Below are 18,465 nucleotides of genomic sequence, written 5' to 3'. Positions count from 1 at the left end.
ATGACGGCGTACGGGAAGAACGCGGTGCACGGGAAGAACGCGGTGTACGAGAAGAACGACGAGACGCAGGACGACAACGAAAGGCGTGGACCGGACGTGGCTGAGCACACCTTGGAAGCCCGGGACGTCCGGCTCGGCTACGGCGAGCGGGAGATCGTCCGCGACCTCAGCGTGACCGTCCCGCCCGGGCGGATCACCGTCATCGTCGGCCCCAACGCCTGCGGCAAGTCGACCCTGCTGCGCTCGATGGCCCGGCTGCTCGCCCCCACCGCCGGGGCGGTGCTCCTGAACGGCCGGTCCATCCAGGAGATGCCCACCAAGGAGGTCGCCGCCGTCCTCGGCATCCTGCCGCAGAGCCCCACCGCCCCCGAGGGCATCACCGTCTCCGACCTGGTCGGCCGCGGCCGCTACCCGCACCAGGGCTGGTTCCGCCGCTGGAGCGCCGAGGACGACGAGGCGGTCGCGCAGGCGCTGCTCTCCACCGACGTCCTGGAGCTGGCCGACCGGCCGGTGGACGAACTCTCCGGCGGTCAGCGCCAGCGGGTGTGGATCGCGATGGCGCTGGCGCAGCGCACGGACATCCTGCTGCTCGACGAGCCGACCACCTATCTGGACGCCAGCCACCAGCTCGACGTCCTCGACCTGCTCACCGACCTCAACCGGGAGCGCGGCGTCACCATGGTCGCGGTGCTCCACGACCTGAACCTCGCCTGCCGGTACGCGGACCACATGATCGCCATGAAGGGCGGCCGGATCCTGGCGGAGGGGGCGCCCGTCGACATCGTGACGGAGGAGCTGGTCGGCGAGGTCTTCGGGATGCGCTGCTCGGTGATCGAGGACCCGGCGTCCGCCACCCCGATGGTGGTGCCGCTGGGCCGCCACCATGTGAAGAACCCGGCGGCGTAGACCGTAGTGACGGCTGCCCGGAACCGTACGGACGGCTGCCCAGGACCGTAAGAAACCAGCCAGGAAACCGCCGGGAACCGGACGGGCCAACCCGATGGCACCGTTGTCATTAGGCGAGGCTAACCTAAAACGTATGAACGCTTCCGCTTCCCGCCGCTCCCGCCGCGCCCCCGCCCTGATGGCCGGTGCCGTCGCCGCCCTCCTCGTCGGCGTCTCCGCCTGTGGTTCCTCGGACGACTCGTCCTCCGACACCTCCGGTTCCGCATCTCCCGCCGCCTCCCAGGGCGCCTTCCCCGCCAAGGTGGCGACCAAGTTCGGTGAGATCACCATCGAAAAGCAGCCCAAGCGCATCGTCGCGCTCGGCTGGGGCGACGCCGAGACCGTGCTCGCGCTCGGCGGCCAGCCGGTCGGGGCGAGCGACTGGCTGCCCTTCGGCGGCGAGGGCGTCGGCCCCTGGGCCAAGGGCATGTACGACAAGGCCCCCGAGCTGATCGGCACGATGGAGCCGGAGTTCGAGAAGATCGCCTCCCTCCAGCCCGACCTCATCGTGGACACCAAGTCCAGCGGCGACCAGACCCGTTACGACACCCTGAAGAAGATCGCCCCGACCGTGGGCGTGCCCAAGGGCGGCGACCAGTACACGATCTCGTGGGAGCAGCAGACCACGATGATCGCCGCCGCCATGGGCGTGCCCGAGAAGGGCAAGGAGCTGATCGCGGAGACCACGAAGAAGTTCGAGGCCGCCGCAAAGGCGCACCCCGAGTTCAAGGACGCCACGATCGTCCTCGGCTCGCGCACCTCCGAGGGTTATGGCGCGTACGTCGGCGGCACGGGCCGCGTCAACTTCGTGGAGCGCCTCGGCTTCAAGAACAGCCCGGCCGTCGAGGCCAAGGCCGACGGAGGCTTCTCCGTCCCCATCTCCAAGGAGAACCTCGAACTCCTCGACGCCGACCTCACGGTGATGACCCCGATCGGCATCCCCGCCACGGACATCAGCAACGACCCGCTGTACAAGGCGGTCCCCTCGGTCAAGGCCGGCCACGCCCTGATCTTCGACGAGAAGGAGATCTCCCAGGCGTTCGCCACGGACTCCGTCCTCTCCGTCTCGTACGCCCTGGAGAAGGTCGTCCCGCTCTTCGCGGAGAAGGTCAAGAAGTAACCCCGTACGAGCACTGGTCCGTACGCGTACGTACGCGAGCGCGCCCCGCACCCCGGATGTCCCGGGTGCGGGGCGCGCCGTCGTCTGCGCCGGTGTGGGGCTCGGATGCGCGGCCGCGGGTCACGCCTGCGGGGTGGCGGCCTTGATCGCGGAGATGTCGAAGTTCAGCTTGACCTTGTCGCTGACCATGACCCCGCCGGTCTCCAGCGCCGCGTTCCAGGTCAGGCCCCAGTCGGAGCGCAGGATGTCCGTGCTGCCCTCGAAGCCGACGCGCTCGTTGCCGTAGACGTCGGTGGCGGAGCCGTTGAACTCCAGGTCGATGGAGAGGGGGCGCGTGACGTCCTTGATGGTCAGGTCGCCGGTGATGCGGTACGTGTCGCCGCCCAGCTGCTCGGCGCGCGTCGAGCGGAACGTCATCAGGGGGAATTTCTCGGCGTCGAAGAAGTCGCCGCTCACCAGGTGGCCGTCGCGGTCCGCGATGCCGGTGTCGATGCTGGCGATCTTCACGTCGATGGCGGCGGAGGAGTTCGCCGGGTCGGTGCCGTCCAGGGTGAGGGTGCCCTCGTGCTCGCCGAAGGAGCCGCGCACGTTGGTGACCATCGCGTGGCGCACGGTGAAGCCGATGCTGCTGTGGGCCGGGTCGATGGTGTAGGTGCCGGTCAGCGCGGCCAGGGCGGGGTCCACCGCGGGGGCCTCGGCGGTGGCGGTCGGGGTGGCGGCGGTCGACTTGCGGGTGAACAGAGCCATGGCTCCTCCTCGGGGGACGTGCACGGCGGTGTCGTGCGTCGATGTTGTTTAACGTTCAACGAGAACGACTCTAGCGTCATCTTGTTCAAGTTTCAACCTTTCGGTGGGTGGGGATCGGGTCTGGCGCGTTCGGTCAAGGAACTGGCGCGGATCGTCAACCACTTCGGCCGGGCGCCCCGTAAGAATCGAAGTCCCCGCGGGCCGAGCGTGTCTTGACCTGGTCCGGGGTGGAACGAAATGGGGAACGTATGGAGAAGCACCTGAGGGCCGGTGCCGTCGCCGGTCTGTCCGTCGCTCTGTTCGGCGCGATGCTGGCCGGGCCGGCTCCGGCCGTCGCCGCGGGGAAGGCCAAGCCCACGTCCGAGACGGTGAAGTTCAACTGCAAGGTCCGCACGCTCGAGGACAAGCACGGCATCGCGGAGTTCAAGGGCTGCAAGAAGAACGGGAAGTACCAGGTTTCGATACGGACCAAGGACACCAAGCTGGACGGCTGGCCCTCGCGCGCCTGGATCGACAGGGACGGCATCAAGGTCGTCAGCGCCGTCGCCGACGGCAAGGGCAAGTGGTCCCCCTGGATGACCACCGGGTGGACCACGAACGCGGGCCCCTACAAGGCTCACGCGTGACCGGGTGAGATGACGGCGTGGGGAGGGCGGGTGCGCGAGGCGCGCCCGGCCCCCCACGGGCGTATGCGGGTGCGCGGCCGTGGGGGGCGGGGGTGTCCGGGGGTGTCCGGGGGGTGCGGGGGTGTCCCCGGGCGCCCCGCGTCCCGGCCCCGCACCCCGGCGTGCGGTCCCGCGCCCCGGCGCCGAGCACCTGCCTGAACAACTACGTCACCGGCGTCTTCACCTACGTCGGGCAGCGGGGCGACGGCGCCCGTCAGTACCGGTCCGGCTCCGGCAACATCTACGCCGACGAGGGCAACCACTGGGACGTGACCTACTACAACTGCGGCGGCTGCTGACCGGCCGCCGGTCGTCACGTCCTCTGGACGCACGGGTGCCCCCGCCGGCCGGGCCGACGGGGGCAACTCACGGGGCTGACGTCAGGAGCCCACGCTCACCGTGAAGCGGCGCGGGTTCCCGTCGTGCGCCGCGCCCGAGACGTCCGGCTCGCCGTCCGGGCGGACGTCGTCGTACGGGAACGCGTAGCCGATCGGGCTGTTGGCGTGGACCACCCGGGACCAGTGGTTGGTCACCTCGGTCCTGTAGTAGTCCGCCACCGTCGTGCCGTTCGGCTGGCTCGGGTGGCTCAGCATGATCGAGCGGTTGAAGCCCGCCGCCAGCCGGGCCAGGATCGCCTTCTTCTCGTCCGAGTCGCTCGGGTTGTTGGTGAACGGCCCGTGGTTGCAGGTGAAGATGTCCTTCGTCTCCGGCTTGGTGAACGTGTGGCCGCCCTCGAAGGTCAGGACGTCCCCGCTCACCCGGCCGGCCAGCGTGCCCCGGCCGCCCTGGAGGTCGATCCGCAGGTCCTCGGAGCGGTACTTCTCCCACACCTCGTCGATCTGCGCCTCGAACAGGCCACGGAACGGCATCTCGGCCGGCCGGTCGAAGTACGGGGCCATGATGTTCTGCGGCGAGACCACCCGCAGCACCTTGCCGTCGTCGCCCCGGGTGATCAGCTGGTCCCAGGGCTGCCCGTCGGCCGCCGCCTGGGCGGTGAGGTCCGCCGCGATCCGCTCCACCGCGTCCTCGGGGTGCGCGGGCACGACATGGGTGCCGTCCCCCTCCAGCGTGATGCCGATCGGGAGGGCGGTGATCAGGTCCACGTAGCTGATGTTGGAGTACAGCTGCTGGGTGTTGAAGGTGAACTCGGCGAACGCCCAGGTCCGCCCGTAGTTCGGGTCCGTCGGCGTGGCGAAGGCGGGCTCCACCAGGGACGGGCCCGGGTTGAGGTAGAAGTCCAGCTTGTCGTCGCGGACGAAGTAGACCCGCGCCCCGTACATCTGCGGCAGGGTCAGCACCACCGGCGCGGCGCCCGCCGCGTCGAGCGGGATCGCGCAGTCCACCGGGAGCGGGGTCTCCGGCGCGCCCGGGGAGTCGGGGCGGTAGACCTCGCCGTTCGCCCGGAGCAGCACCCAGCCGTCGGTGGCCAGCTCGCGGCCGGTGACGTACGCGTACACCTGGCCCGGCAACGACTTGTTCTCCAGGGCCAGTTCGCAGGTCGCGGGGGCCGCCGAGGCGCGCGGGGAGAGGGCGGTGCCCCAGGCGGGGTACGTCAGGGCGGTGGCCGTGGCGGCGGCACCGGTCAGGAACATTCGGCGTGAAATCACGAGGGAACTCCCGAGAGCGTGGGGGTCGCAGACACGTCGTGGGGATGGGGTGGGGGAGGGACCGGACAGTGGGGGTGTCTGCGGAGTGCGCACCACTCTCGCCAGGGGTGGGGCGGGCGTCAACACTTGCGACTGAGAGCGCTCTCAAAAGTTCCAGGTCTTCACAACTCGACGCCCGGAAGCGGTACTTGCCGGAGCCGAGCGGGTGCGAACCGTGACCGTACGGGGGGATGGGCCCGGCTGTACGGAGGCGGTTCCGGCCAAGAGGCGCACACAGGTGCCAAGAGGTGAACGAGAGGGCGCCCCGACGGCCCCGTACCCCCACTTGGACTTACGGACCACGGTTGTTGGACGGAGGCGGCCCCCGGCCCCGTCCTTCGTTGACGGTGTCCCGACACGAGGACTACTCAGGGGCCATGTCGCCAAGATTCCCCTCCGCCGGCCCGGTCTCCGTGGTCCCGGCCATCGCCTCAGCCGCCGTCCTGGCGCTGGTGGGGACCGCCGCCCTCCCCGCCGCGGCCGCCCCGCCCCCCGCACCGGCCGGAGCGGCCCGGTCCGCCGCCGCGTCCGCCACCATCGGCTCCGACAGCCTCACCGTCTCCGTGGCCGAGGACTTCCCGCGCGTCCTCTCGTACACCGACCGGGCCAGCGGCAAACGGCTCCTCGGCAGTACGCGGCCGGTCACCGCCGTCACCCTCAACGGCACCGCCCACCCGGTGAAGCTCAAGGGCGCGCCGAAGGTGAGCGGCTCCTCCGCCCGCTACACCCTCGCCTTCGACGGCCTCCCCGGGGTCGAGATCGACGCCTCGCTCACCCTCTCCGGCCGGACCACCACCTTCAAGGTGACCGCCGTCCGCGACACCGCCGCCTTCCGGGTCGGGACCATCGACATCCCCGGCCACGACCTGATCTCGGTCGGCTCCACCGAACCGGGCGCCGCCACCGCCTTCACCACCCTGGACCCGGACTCCACCCGTACCGCCGACGTCTTCGCCGAGGTCACCGGGGAGACCAAGCCCGACCCCGCGCCCCTCGGCGCCACCTACGCCCTCCTCAACACCGACTCGCTCGCCGCCGCCGTCGAGTCCAACTCCTCCTACGACAAGCCCTCCGGACCCACCAACGGCGATGACGCCCGCTTCTGGCGCCAGGCCCGCACCGAGGCCGACGGCAGCGTCCGGGTCGGCGTCAGCTCGGGCCAGTGGACCTACCGGGGCGAGGGCGCTCCGAAGCCGGAGAACGGGGGGAACCTGCCCTGGGCCAAGGTCGTCGTCACCCCCGACGCCAACGGGGACAAGGCCGTCGACTGGCAGGACGCGGCCATCGCCTTCCGTTCCATCGGCATCACCGCGCCCGGCAGCGAGCAGACCGCCGACCGGGTCGTCACCCACATCCCGTTCAACTTCGCCAGCCAGGCCACCCACCCCTTCCTGCGCACCCTGGACGACGTCAAGCGGATCTCCCAGGCCACCGACGGCCTCGGCCAGCTCGCCGTCCTCAAGGGGTACGGCTCCGAGGGCCACGACTCCGCCCACCCCGACTACGGCGGCAACTACAACAAGCGCGCGGGCGGCCTCAAGGACCTCAACACCCTGCTGAAGCAGGGCAAGAAGTGGGGCGCCACCTTCGGCGTCCACGTCAACGCCACCGAGTCCTACCCGGAGGCCAGGGCCTTCAGCGAACAGCTCGTCGACAAGACCAAGCCCGGCTGGAACTGGCTCAACCAGAGCTACTACATCGACCAGCGCCGCGACCTCAACAGCGGCGACCTGGCGAAGCGCTTCCAGCAACTGCGGAACGAGACCGACCGCAACCTCGCCTTCCTCTACATCGACGTCTACTACACCCACGGCTGGATCGCCGACAAGACGATCCAGACCGTGCAGCAGCAGGGGTGGACGGTCGGCACCGAGTGGTCCGACAAGTTCGAACGCGCCTCGCTCTGGTCCCACTGGGCCAACGACCTCAACTACGGCGGGGCCACCAACAAGGGGCTCAACTCCCAGATCATCCGGTTCATCCGCAACAGCGAGAAGGACATCTGGAACAACCACCCGGTCCTCGGCCAGAGCGCCCTGGAGGAGTTCGAGGGGTGGACCGGCGAGACCGACTGGAACGCCTTCACCGCCACCATCTGGCAGAAGAACCTCCCCGCCAAGTACCTCCAGCAGCAGGAGATCACCCGCTGGGACGGCAACGACATCACCTTCACCGGCGGGGTGCGCGGCACGGTCGAGAACGGGAAGCGGACCTTCTACCAGCAGGGCCGCAAGGTGCTCAGCGGCACCGACTACCTGCTGCCGTGGGACGGCGGCAAGAAGCTCTACCACTACAGCGAGACCGGGGGCACCAGCACCTGGGAGGTGCCGGGCAAGGGCCCGTACACCGTCTACGAACTGACCGACAACGGGCGGGAGAAGGTCGCCACCGTACGCCCGGTGAACGGGAGGATCACGCTCACCGCCACCGCCGGACAGCCGTACGTCCTCTACCCGACCCAGGCGCCCCGCGCGGCCGACCCGGCCTGGGGCCAGGGCACGCCGCTCAAGGACCCCGGCTTCAACGACCGTACGCTGAAAGGCTGGACGAAGACCGGCACCGTCGTACGGGACACCGACGCGCAGGGCCGCAACAGCGCCGCCCTCTCCGGCACCCCCGCCGCCGCGCTCTCCCAGACCGTCACCGGACTCCGGCCCGGCAAGCGCTACACCGCCTCCGCCCTCATCGAGGTCGAACCCGGCCAGTCCCGTCGTACGACGTTGAGCGCGGGCGGGCGGTCGGTCGCCGTCGAGCGGTCCACGGCCGAGGACTTCGTCGCCGCGTCCGACTGGCACGGCACCCACTTCCAGCGCGCCAAGGTGAACTTCACCGCCCCCGCCAACGGCCGCACCACCCTGCGCATCGAGGCGGCGGCGGGCTCCGGGGCGACCGTCCGGGCCGATGACGTACGGATCGTCGAGAACGCCCCCGCCACCCGGGCCGGGACGGTGGTGTACGAGGACTTCGAGGCGGTCGACCAGGGGTGGGGGCCCTTCCTCAAGGGCGACGCGGGCGGCTCCACCGACCCCCGCACCCACATCTCCCAGCTCAACGCCCCGTACACCCGGTCAGGCTGGAACGGGAAGCTCATCGACGACGTGCTCGGGGGCAAGGAGTCCCTGAAGTCCCACGAGGAGAACACCGGGCTCGTCTACCGCACGGCCCCCTGGACCGTTCCCATGAAGGACGGCCACCGGTACAAGGTGGAGTTCGCCTACCAGTCCAGTCATGCCGGCGCCTACGCCTGGGTCGACGGCTACGACCGGAACGCGGGCGGCAGGGCCGTCTCCACCGAGACCCGCGCCACCCCCATCGGGCAGCAGCGCACCACCGGCCACTTCAGCCAGATCCTCACCGCCGGGTGCGGCGACACCTGGACCGGGCTGCGGAAGCGGGCCGGGGCACCCCAGGGCGCGGACTTCGTGCTCGACGCCTTCACCGTGACCGACCTCGGGCCCGCCCCCGCCGGTCAGGAGGCGGTCTGCGGCACGCTCACGGTTGCCGCCGACGCCACGACCCTGGAGCCGGGGGCTCCGAACACCGTGAAGGCGGTCTTCGGCAACGACGAGGCGACGGCCGCCACCGGGGTGGAGCTGGCGCTGACGGTCCCGGAGGGGTGGCAGGCCGAGCCCACGGGGGCGCTCGCCTTCGACTCCGTCGCCCCGGGCGCGAAGGTCACCGGCAGCTGGCGGGTCACCCCGCCGGTCGACGCCCCGTACGGCACGTACCAGCTCGCCGCCCGGGCCACGTACGCCGTCCAGGACGCCCCGCGCACGCTCGGCGCGCAGACCTCCGTACGGACCCTTCCGCCGCCACCCACCGAGGACCGCTGGGCCAGCGACCTCGACTGGACGGAGGCCCGGAACGGCTGGGGGCCCGTCGAGCGGGACCAGTCCAACGGGGAGACCGGGAGCGGTGACGGCAGCCCGCTGCGGATCGGCGGAGTCACCTACGCCAAGGGGCTCGGCACCCACGCCCCGGCGACGATCCGCTACTACCTGGGCGGGAGGTGCACCTCCTTCACCGCCGAGGTCGGCGTCGACGACGTCCAGACCAGCCGGGGCAGCGTACGGTTCTCCGTCACCGCCGACGGTACGGAGAAGGTGAAGTCACCGGTGCTGGGCGCCGCCGACCCGGCCTGGCGGCTTACCGCCGATGTCACCGGCGCGCGGTACGTCGAACTCGTCGTCGACGACGGCGGTGACGGCAACGGCAACGACCACGCCGACTGGGGCAACGCCCGCTTCCACTGCGGAGGTTGAACCCCCGTCGAACAGCGGCCGCGGCGCGGTGGCGCCGGGCTGAACATTGCTGGGCCATACTGAGGGGGCCTTCGGGCCCCCTCAGGGGTGTGTGGCCCACGGCACACCGGGCCCTTTGTGGGGTTCACACAACACGGGGCGGCGTTTCGCTGGTGGATCGCCTGCACGGCGGGATGGTTCTGTTGACTCCCACCACGAAACCGGGCAGGAGACTGTACGGAGTCGACGGCACGATTTCTGGGTCGGGGTTCGTAGGGTCGATGCATGACCGTTGTGGACGAAACCCAGGGTGAGCAGCCGAGCGACACGCGTGGCCGGGTGGCCGAACTGCTGGCCCTGCGCGAGCAGGCCCGGCGCGGCCCGAGCGAGCGCGCGACCCAGGCGCAGCACGCCAAGGGCAAGCTGACCGCCCGCGAGCGCATCGAGCTGCTGCTCGACCCGGGCTCGTTCAAGGAGGTCGAGCAGCTCCGCCGCCACCGGGCCACCGGGTTCGGCCTGGAGGCGAAGAAGCCGTACACGGACGGTGTCATCACCGGCTGGGGCACGGTCGAGGGCCGCACGGTCTTCGTCTACGCGCACGACTTCCGGATCTTCGGCGGGGCGCTGGGCGAGGCCCATGCCACGAAGATCCACAAGATCATGGACATGGCCATCTCGGCCGGTGCGCCGCTGGTGTCGCTGAACGACGGCGCGGGCGCCCGTATCCAGGAGGGCGTTTCGGCGCTCGCCGGGTACGGCGGGATCTTCCAGCGCAACACGCGGGCCTCGGGTGTCATCCCGCAGATCAGTGTGATGCTCGGCCCGTGTGCGGGCGGCGCGGCCTACAGCCCGGCGCTCACCGACTTCGTGTTCATGGTCCGTGAGACCTCGCAGATGTTCATCACCGGTCCGGACGTCGTCAAGGCGGTCACCGGTGAGGAGATCACCCAGAACGGCCTCGGCGGCGCGGACGTGCACGCCGAGACCTCGGGCGTCGCGCACTTCGCGTACGACGACGAGGAGACCTGCATCGCCGAGGTCCGCTACCTCATCGGGATGCTCCCCTCCAACAACCGCGAGAACCCGCCGACCGCCCCGAGCGACGACCCGGCCGACCGCCGCAGCGACGTGCTCCTGGACCTGGTCCCGGCCGACGGCAACCGCCCGTACGACATGCACCAGGTGATCGAGGAGCTCGTCGACGACGGCGACTACCTGGAGATCCACGAGCGCTGGGCCCGCAACATCATCTGCGCGCTGGCCCGCCTGGACGGCCAGGTCGTGGGCATCGTCGCCAACCAGCCGCAGGCGCTCGCCGGGGTCCTGGACATCGAGGCGTCCGAGAAGGCCGCCAGGTTCGTCCAGATGTGTGACGCCTTCAACATCCCGATCATCACCCTTCTGGACGTCCCCGGCTTCCTGCCCGGCGTCGACCAGGAGCACGGTGGGATCATCCGGCACGGCGCGAAGCTTCTGTACGCCTACTGCAACGCCACCGTCCCCCGGATCTCCCTGATCCTGCGGAAGGCCTACGGAGGCGCGTACATCGTCATGGACTCCCAGTCCATCGGGGCCGACCTCACCTACGCCTGGCCCACCAACGAGATCGCGGTCATGGGCGCCGAAGGTGCCGCCAACGTGATCTTCCGCCGCCAGATCGCCGAGGCCGAGGACCCCGAGGCCATGCGCACCCGCATGGTCAAGGAGTACAAGGCCGAGCTGATGCACCCCTACTACGCGGCCGAGCGCGGCCTCGTCGACGACGTCATCGACCCCGCCGAGACCCGCGAGGTGCTCATCGCCTCGCTCGCCATGCTCCGCACCAAGCACGCCGACCTGCCGTCCCGCAAGCACGGCAACCCGCCGCAGTAGTCGCCCACCGCGACGGCGCGATCCGCCGCACGGTCCACGACACCTGCCGAGAAGACGGAGACACCCCGCCATGAGCCTGACTTCCGCCGAGTCCGTCCTGCGCGTCGAGAAGGGGCACGCCGACCCCGAGGAGCTGGCGGCCATCACCGCCGTCCTGATGGCCCGCGCCGCCGCCCAGCCCGCCGCCCCCGCCCGCCGGGGCCGCGACACGGCCGGCTGGCGCCGTCTGGAGCGCACCCCGGGCTTCCGCGCCCCGCACAGCTGGCAGGGCTGACGCTCAAGAGGCGTTACGAGAAGGGCCCCGCACTCCTCAGGAGTGCGGGGCCCTTTCGCGTACGTACCGCGAGGCGTCCTAACGCAGGCGGGCCATCAGGGCGTGCTCGACCAGCGTGATGAGCGCGCTCTTGGCGTCGGCGCGGTGGCGGGCGTCCGTCGTCAGGATCGGGGTGTCCGGCCCGATCTGGAGCGCTTCCCGCACCTCGTCGGGGGTGTAGGGCTGGTGTCCGTCGAAGCCGTTGAGGGCGATGACGAAGGGGAGGCCGCTGTTTTCGAAGTAGTCGACGGCGGGGAAGCAGTCGGCGAGGCGGCGGGTGTCGACGAGGACGACGGCGCCGATGGCGCCGCGGACCAGGTCGTCCCACATGAACCAGAAGCGGTCCTGGCCGGGCGTACCGAAGAGGTACAGGATCAGGTCCTGGTCCAGGGTGATGCGGCCGAAGTCCATGGCCACCGTCGTGGTGGTCTTGTCCCCGGTGTGGGTGAGGTCGTCGATGCCCGCGGAGGCGGACGTCATCACGGCTTCGGTGCGCAGCGGATTGATCTCCGAAACGGCACCGACAAACGTGGTCTTACCCACGCCGAAGCCCCCTGCCACCACGATCTTCGCCGAGGTAGTGGAGCGGGCCGCTCCGCCGCTAGAGCTTGCGAAGTCCACTGAGCACCCTTTCGAGCAGTGTCACATCTGGCTGGCCGCCGGCGGCCTCGTCGCCGCCGGGCTGATGGATAGCGACGAGTCCGGCCTCGGCCAGGTCGGCGACGAGGATCCGGGCAACGCCGAGGGGGATCGAGAGCAGCGCCGAAACCTCGGCGACCGACTTGATCTCGATGCAGAGCCGGCAGATCCGCTGGTGCTCGGGCAACTGCCCTTGCAGCCGGGACGGATCGGCCGTGGTGCTGACCAGTGCCTCGATGGCGAGCTGGTAACGCGGCCGGGTCCGGCCGCCGGTCATGGCGTACGGACGGACCAGCGGATTGTGCGCGGCGGGCTTGGCGGGCTCGGGAGCCCGCCGCTGCTGCCCCGGCTGCGGACGGGACTGCCGGGGCGCATCGTACCGCTGTTGCTGCTGCGGCCACGGCGAATTCGGCTGCTGCTGGGGCCACTCGGGACCCTGCGCGCCCTGTTGCTGCTGCGGCTGCTGATATGGCTGATACGGACTCCCCGGGGCCTGGCCGCCGGATGCGGCGGGGAAGCCGAAACGGTCGTCACCGTGCTCACCCGAAACCCTCTGCTCACCCTCGTATGGGTGTCCGCCTGTGGGTGCTGCCACGTTTCCTCCTCCGACTGCCGGTCGCCGATCCCAGTGGGGCCGCGCCACCGCACCTTATGGTGCGGTGGCGAGAAACGCACTGTCTGTTTACTAGTTAAGAAGACTTCCCTGAAGCTCGGCGCGGAGGTCCGGGGTCAGAACACTGCCCGCGCGGTCGACCAGAAGGGCCATCTCGTACCCGACCAGACCGATGTCGGCGTCCGGGTGGGCGAGCACGGCCAGCGACGAACCGTCCGAGATGGACATGATGAAGAGGAATCCCCGCTCCATCTCCACGACGGTCTGGTTCACCGCCCCGCCCTCGAAGATCCGGGAGGCGCCCGCGGTCAGCGACGTCAGACCGGAGGCGACGGCCGCCAGCTGGTCGGCGCGGTCGCGCGGGAATCCTTCGGACATGGCCAGCAGGAGTCCGTCGGCGGAGACCACCACCGTGTGCGACACCCCGGGGGTGTTGTCCACGAAGTTGGTGATCAACCAGTTCAGATTCTGCGCCGCCTGGCTCATCGGGCTCACACTAACGCTCCTGGTTGTAGGTGTTACTGGTGTCCGACCCCGCGTTGCGTCCCCGCTGAATGCCCCGCCGCAGGTTGCTCAACCTGCCGCGGACGTCCTCGGGGGCGCGGGAGACCTGTGGGCCGCCCTGCTGGGTCTGCTCCGCCGTGCCCTCGACCAGGTTGGCCTTGGGCACGCGCCGGGGGAGGCCGGAGGGGGTGATTCCGCCCGCCTTCGGCTCACGGAGCTTCTCGGCCCGCTCCCAGCGCTCGTCGTTCGTCGAGCGCCAGTCGTCGGAACCGTCCCCGTCCGTCTGCGGGGCCTGCCGCTCTTCCCGCTGCGGCTGCCGCTGCGGAAGGGGAGCGGGCTTCTCGCTGCCACGGCTGCCCGGCTGCCAGTGCTGCGCACCGCCGCGGCGGGGCAGACCGGCTTCGGTCAGCTCGTGGTCGGCGTTCGGGTCGGATCCCGGACGTTCGAAGCCTACGCGCTCCTGCGACGGTGCGGGAACGCTCGGAACAGAATCCGCCTCAGCCTGCCGAACCGGCTCAAAAGTGTTCTGGAAACCGCTCTGAACAGGCCAGTCGTCCTGGTGGGACTGGTCGGTCGGGGCAGCGTACCGGTCGGCGGCGTACGGGTCCTGCGGGTTCTCCGGAGCGGCATATGCCGGTTCCGCGTACCCCTCCTGGGGCTGCGCCGGGGACCCGTTCTGCTCCTGCTGCTGCGGGTAGCCGTCCTCGGTGCCGTACCCCTGCTGCTCGTAGGAGCCGTTGTACGCGGCCTGCTCCTGCTGCTGCGCGGCGTTCTGGCCGTACTGCTCCTGGCTGTACTGGTCCTGGCCGTAGGACTCCTGGGCGTACCCCTGCGAGCCGTCGGCGTACGCGTCCTGCCCGGCGTACTGGTCCTGGGCGTACCCCTCCTGGCCGTACCCCTGCTGCTCCTGGGCGGAGCCGTCCGGGAAAGGGGAGCCGGTGCCGGTCTGGGCCTCCAGCGCCGCCCGGCGCTCCTCGCGCATCAGCGAGCGGTTGACCGGGTCCAGCTGGTTCGGGTCCGCCGGGGCCTCGTAGCGCGAGTCGTCGAAGCCCAGCTCCGCCGCGGTGCGCATGCGGCCGTGCTGCGGGGCCGGCTCGAAGGAGTTCTGCTGCTCGGGAATGATCGAGGAGACGGTGAAGTCGTCGTGCCCGTCCAGGGAGTCGCCACCACCACCGTGGGTGATCGCGTCCGGGAGCATGACCAGCGACGTCGTCCCGGCCTGCTCGCCCGAGGGGCGGAGCTGGACCCGGATGCCGTGCCGGTCGGCGAGCCGGCCGACCACGAACAGGCCCATGCGCTGGGAGACCGCCGCGTCCACGGTCGGCGGGTTGGCCAGCTTGTGGTTGATGTCGGCGAAGTCCTCGGCGGTGAGGCCGATGCCCTTGTCGTGGATCTCGACCATCACCCGGCCGTCGGGCAGCCGGGTCGCGGTGACCCGGACCTTGGTCTGCGGCGAGGAGAACGTGGTGGCGTTCTCCAGCAGCTCGGCCAGCAGGTGCACGAGGTCGGTGACGGCCCGGCCGTGGATCTCGGCCTCCGGGACCCCGGACAGCTCGATGCGCTCGTACGACTCCACCTCGGAGGAGGCGGCGCGCAGGACGTCCACCAGCGGCACCGGCTGGTCCCAGCGGCGGCCGGGCTCCTCGCCCGCGAGGATGAGGAGGTTCTCGCCGTTCCGCCGCATACGGGTGGCCAGGTGGTCCAGCTTGAAGAGGCTCTCCAGCTGGTCCGGGTCGGCCTCGTTGTTCTCCAGGTCGGTGATCAGGGTCAGCTGGCCCTCGATGAGTGACTGGTTGCGGCGCGAGAGGTTGGTGAAGATCGCGTTGACGTTGCCCCGCAGCATGGCCTGCTCGGCGGCGAGCCGGACGGCCTCGCGGTGCACCTGGTCGAAGGCGCGGGCGACCTCGCCGATCTCGTCCTGCGTGTTGATCGGGATGGGCTGCACCCGGGTGTCGACCCGGCCCGGCTCCGTACGGGAGAGCTGGTCGACGAGGGTGGGCAGCCGCTGCTCCGCGATGGAGAACGCGGCGGTACGCAGCCGGCGCATCGAGTGGCTCATCTGGCGGGCCATGAGCCCGGCCAGCAGGAAGGCGGCCAGCAGGGCGATCACGACGATCAGGCCGTTGACGATGGCGTCGGACTTGGCGTCGGAGGAGATCTCGGCGGCCTCGTTCACCGCCTTGTCGACGAGGTCCTTCTCGACCGTCGCGTACCCCTCGAACTTGGCGGTCGCGGCGGCCATCCAGGTCTCGGGCGTGATGCCCTTCTTCGCCAGCTCCTCGGGGGTCTGGCCCCGCCCGATCTGCTGGACCATGCCGTCGTAGACCGAACCGTCGATGCTCGGCGGGGCCACGAAGTCCTGGCCCGCGGCCTCGGCCTGCTCCCGGGCCGTCTTGAGCTGCTTGGCGCCCTCCTCGGCCTTGCCCGCCATGACCTGCTTGAGCCGGTCCACGTCGGCCTGGGTGCCGCCGGCGTTGAACTCGGCGAGGGCGATCTGCTCCAGGTAGTTGTACGAGCCGAAGGCCTTGACCTGCTCGTCGTAGGTGCCGGGCTTCTTGCTCGGGCGCACCAGCAGGTGCATGCCGATCGAGCGCTGAAGCGATTCTGCAGCCTTGGACAGCTCCAGCGCGTAGACGGTGCGGCCGTAGCTGGTGATGTTGCCGGTGCCGAGGCCGAGTTCGTTGGCGAACTGCATCAGCTGGTGCTGGACCTGGGTGTAGCCCTCTTCGGTCTTCACCGGGTCCAGCGCCTGCGAGTAGGCGGCCTTGCGCAGCTCGGGGAGCTTGGGCTCCTCGTTCTTGAAGAGCTTGAGGCGGCGCTCGAGACCCGGCTTGGCGGGCATCTCCTTCACCGCGGCGTCGAAGGCGGCCCGCGCCTCGTCCGTGGTGGCCCGGGACTGCTCGACGATGTCGGCGTCCCGGTCGCCGGAGAGCAGCGGCTGGGCGGTGAGGTCACGCTCGTTGAGCAGCGCCTGACCGTAGTCCGAGGCGGCGCGGACGACGCGCGCGATCTTCTCGGCCTCCTGCGCCTCGCTCCAGGTGTCGATGGATCCCTTCACCTGGAAGCCGCCCATGATCAGGCCGACGACGACCGGGATCAGGAGAATCGCGTTCAGCCGGGTGGCCACCCGCCAGTTGCGCGGGGAGAACGGGCTGGTGCTGCCGGCGGCCGGCTCCGGCTCGGGCGCCTGTGCAGGCGATGCCGCAGCATGCGACGGCGGGGTGAAGTTGCCCCGCTCGGGCTGCACCGCGGAGCCCTCGTTGCTTCGCCTCACTCGACCAACAACCTCTCGGCGTCGGCACCTACGTTGTGCCGGATTATTCGTTCAGGGCCGTAACTACTCGGGAGTTCGACGAATTGCAGCACGGGGACGGGCCCCCTTCCAAACACTCGGAATCGATCATTCCGAGTGGCCCACGCCTCAGATAAAACGGGCATAAAGAGCGAGCCCCGTCAAAAGGCGGGGCTCATGTGAGCGCAGTGGCACCGTGTGGATGCGTCGGGTGGTGGCGCGGGGGCAATTCTCTGTCGAAATGTTATGAACACGGGGGCGGATCGTGTCAAACGACACAGGCCGCCCCCGCGTGACTACAACAACTTCCGTATGGCAAAAACGACTTACGCCTACTTGTCGGGACTACTTCAGGCGTGCCATCAGAGCGTGCTCGACCAGGGTGATCAGGCCGCTCTTTGCGTCCGCGCGGTGCCGCGCGTCCGTCGTGATGATGGGCGCGTCCGGTCCGATCTGCAGGGCCTCGCGTACTTCGTCGGGGGTGTAGGGCTGGTGTCCGTCGAAGCCGTTGAGGGCGATGACGAAGGGGAGGCCGCTGTTTTCGAAGTAGTCGACGGCGGGGAAGCAGTCGGCGAGGCGGCGGGTGTCGACGAGGACGACGGCGCCGATGGCGCCGCGGACCAGGTCGTCCCACATGAACCAGAAGCGGTCCTGGCCGGGCGTACCGAAGAGGTACAGGATCAGGTCCTGGTCGAGCGTGATGCGGCCGAAGTCCATGGCCACCGTCGTGGTGGTCTTGTCCCCGGTGTGGGTGAGGTCGTCGATGCCCGCGGAGGCGGACGTCATCACGGCTTCGGTGCGCAGCGGATTGATCTCCGAAACGGCACCGACAAACGTGGTCTTACCCACGCCGAAGCCGCCCGCCACCACGATCTTCGCCGAGGTAGTGGCGCGAGCCGTCCCGCCGCTAGAGCTTGCGAAGTCCACTGAGCACCCTTTCGAGCAGTGTCACATCCGGCGCGCCGCCGGCCTCTCCGTTGCCCGGCTGGTGGATGGCCACCATGCCGGCTTCCGCCAGGTCCGCCACGAGGATGCGGGCGACGCCGAGCGGCATCGACAGCAGCGCGGAGACCTCGGCCACCGACTTGACCTCGCGGCAGAGGTGGCAGATCCGCTGGTGCTCGGGGAGCAGCGTCCCCAGATGCGCCGGGTCCGCGGTGGTGCTGACCAGTGCCTCTATCGCGAGCTGGTAACGCGGCCGGGTCCGGCCGCCGGTCATGGCATAGGGGCGAACCAGCGGCTGGTCGCCTTCACCGTCGTACGACGCGTGGTGCAGTGCGCCGTACGGATCGGGTGAGGCGGGTGGCGGGGTCATGAATCCTCCGGGCGTGACAGCAGGTTCTCGGCTTGCCGTCTGAAGGGGCCGGTGAGGGGTTTCTGGCGGCCGGACGGGTGAGGGTTGTGGGCAGTACCTGAGGGGATTGTGTCGCGAATCCGCCGCAGGGCCGCCTAGTGGAGCAGACTGCCTTGGAGTTCGGCGCGGAGGTCGGGCGTGAGGACGGTGCCCGCACGGTCGACCAGGAGGGCCATCTCGTAGCCGACGAGACCGATGTCGGCGTCCGGGTGGGCGAGGACGGCGAGTGACGAGCCGTCGGAGATGGACATCAGGAAGAGGAACCCGCGCTCCATCTCCACGACGGTCTGGCTGACGGCGCCGCCCTCGAAGATCCGCGAGGCGCCCGCGGTCAGCGACGTCAGACCGGAGGCGACGGCCGCCAGCTGGTCGGCGCGGTCGCGCGGGAATCCTTCGGACATCGCCAGCAGCAGGCCATCCGCGGAGACCACCACCGTGTGGGACACCCCTGGGGTGTTGTCCACGAAGTTGGTGATCAGCCAGTTCAGATTCTGCGCGGCCTGACTCATGGGGC

At 70.0% G+C, this 18,465-nt stretch carries 16 protein-coding genes; 7 read left to right on the top strand and 9 right to left on the bottom strand.

Annotation, left to right across the window (positions count from 1 at the left end; translation table 11 throughout):
* Positions 1-96: 96 nt before the first annotated feature.
* Both DJ476_RS08255 and DJ476_RS08250 read left to right on the top strand, forming a co-directional pair.
* Positions 97-906, top strand: a complete 810-nt coding sequence (locus tag DJ476_RS08255; protein ID WP_053562748.1) for an ABC transporter ATP-binding protein — start codon at positions 97-99, stop codon at positions 904-906.
* Positions 907-1,039: 133 nt separating this feature from the next.
* Complete coding sequence (locus DJ476_RS08250; RefSeq protein WP_112490195.1) at positions 1,040-2,065, top strand: iron-siderophore ABC transporter substrate-binding protein; 1,026 nt, start codon at positions 1,040-1,042, stop codon at positions 2,063-2,065.
* Between the two features lie 120 nt (positions 2,066-2,185).
* On the opposite strand, the gene DJ476_RS08245 is transcribed toward DJ476_RS08250, so the two are convergent.
* Positions 2,186-2,812 carry a YceI family protein gene (locus tag DJ476_RS08245; RefSeq protein ID WP_070201884.1) on the bottom strand — a complete coding sequence of 209 codons (627 nt, stop codon included), beginning with the start codon at positions 2,810-2,812 and terminating at the stop codon, positions 2,186-2,188.
* Positions 2,813-3,060: 248 nt separating this feature from the next.
* Here DJ476_RS08245 and DJ476_RS08240 point away from each other — a divergent pair, with 248 nt between their 5' ends.
* Positions 3,061-3,438, top strand: coding sequence for a hypothetical protein (locus DJ476_RS08240; protein WP_103421525.1), 378 nt, complete (start codon positions 3,061-3,063; stop codon positions 3,436-3,438).
* A gap of 161 nt (positions 3,439-3,599) precedes the next feature.
* The gene (locus tag DJ476_RS08235; RefSeq protein ID WP_162638543.1) at positions 3,600-3,776 is read left to right on the top strand and encodes a hypothetical protein; all 177 of its coding nucleotides are present in this window, start codon (positions 3,600-3,602) and stop codon (positions 3,774-3,776) included.
* A gap of 81 nt (positions 3,777-3,857) precedes the next feature.
* On the opposite strand, the gene DJ476_RS08230 is transcribed toward DJ476_RS08235, so the two are convergent.
* The gene (locus DJ476_RS08230) at positions 3,858-5,069 is read right to left on the bottom strand and encodes a glycoside hydrolase family 64 protein (RefSeq protein ID WP_112490193.1); all 1,212 of its coding nucleotides are present in this window, start codon (positions 5,067-5,069) and stop codon (positions 3,858-3,860) included.
* A gap of 431 nt (positions 5,070-5,500) precedes the next feature.
* Here DJ476_RS08230 and DJ476_RS08225 point away from each other — a divergent pair, with 431 nt between their 5' ends.
* From DJ476_RS08225 to DJ476_RS08215, 3 genes are all read left to right on the top strand, one after another.
* Entirely contained in the window at positions 5,501-9,385 is a 3,885-nt protein-coding gene (locus DJ476_RS08225; protein WP_112490192.1) for an endo-alpha-N-acetylgalactosaminidase family protein, read from the top strand.
* 264 nt (positions 9,386-9,649) lie between these two features.
* Entirely contained in the window at positions 9,650-11,236 is a 1,587-nt protein-coding gene (locus tag DJ476_RS08220; protein WP_028416541.1) for an acyl-CoA carboxylase subunit beta, read from the top strand.
* 70 nt (positions 11,237-11,306) lie between these two features.
* Entirely contained in the window at positions 11,307-11,510 is a 204-nt protein-coding gene (locus DJ476_RS08215) for an acyl-CoA carboxylase subunit epsilon (RefSeq protein ID WP_053559225.1), read from the top strand.
* A gap of 78 nt (positions 11,511-11,588) precedes the next feature.
* Here the strand turns inward: DJ476_RS08215 and DJ476_RS08210 are convergent, their stop codons facing one another.
* The 7 genes from DJ476_RS08210 to DJ476_RS08180 form a co-directional block, all read right to left on the bottom strand.
* Entirely contained in the window at positions 11,589-12,170 is a 582-nt protein-coding gene (locus DJ476_RS08210; RefSeq protein ID WP_014048542.1) for a GTP-binding protein, read from the bottom strand.
* A complete protein-coding gene (locus DJ476_RS08205) occupies positions 12,151-12,783 on the bottom strand; it encodes a DUF742 domain-containing protein (RefSeq protein WP_112490191.1) in 633 nt (210 codons plus the stop codon). The genes DJ476_RS08210 and DJ476_RS08205 overlap by 20 nt, the downstream gene beginning before the upstream one ends.
* A gap of 90 nt (positions 12,784-12,873) precedes the next feature.
* Positions 12,874-13,287 (bottom strand): roadblock/LC7 domain-containing protein, encoded by a 414-nt coding sequence (locus DJ476_RS08200; RefSeq protein WP_006127847.1) that lies wholly within the window; start codon positions 13,285-13,287, stop codon positions 12,874-12,876.
* 10 nt (positions 13,288-13,297) lie between these two features.
* Entirely contained in the window at positions 13,298-16,579 is a 3,282-nt protein-coding gene (locus DJ476_RS08195) for a sensor histidine kinase (protein WP_112490190.1), read from the bottom strand.
* Positions 16,580-16,942: 363 nt separating this feature from the next.
* A complete protein-coding gene (locus DJ476_RS08190; RefSeq protein WP_015611636.1) occupies positions 16,943-17,524 on the bottom strand; it encodes a GTP-binding protein in 582 nt (193 codons plus the stop codon).
* On the bottom strand, positions 17,505-17,912 hold the full coding sequence (locus tag DJ476_RS08185; protein WP_003966010.1) for a DUF742 domain-containing protein: 408 nt from the start codon (positions 17,910-17,912) through the stop codon (positions 17,505-17,507). Before DJ476_RS08185 ends, DJ476_RS08190 begins: the two co-directional genes overlap by 20 nt.
* Before the next feature lie 134 nt (positions 17,913-18,046).
* The gene (locus DJ476_RS08180; protein WP_006127850.1) at positions 18,047-18,460 is read right to left on the bottom strand and encodes a roadblock/LC7 domain-containing protein; all 414 of its coding nucleotides are present in this window, start codon (positions 18,458-18,460) and stop codon (positions 18,047-18,049) included.
* Between the last annotated feature and the right edge of the window lie 5 nt (positions 18,461-18,465).

Origin of the sequence: Streptomyces bacillaris (assembly GCF_003268675.1) — a bacterium.
Taxonomy (GTDB): domain Bacteria; phylum Actinomycetota; class Actinomycetes; order Streptomycetales; family Streptomycetaceae; genus Streptomyces; species Streptomyces bacillaris.
This window is presented reverse-complemented; position numbering and strand designations above follow the sequence as displayed.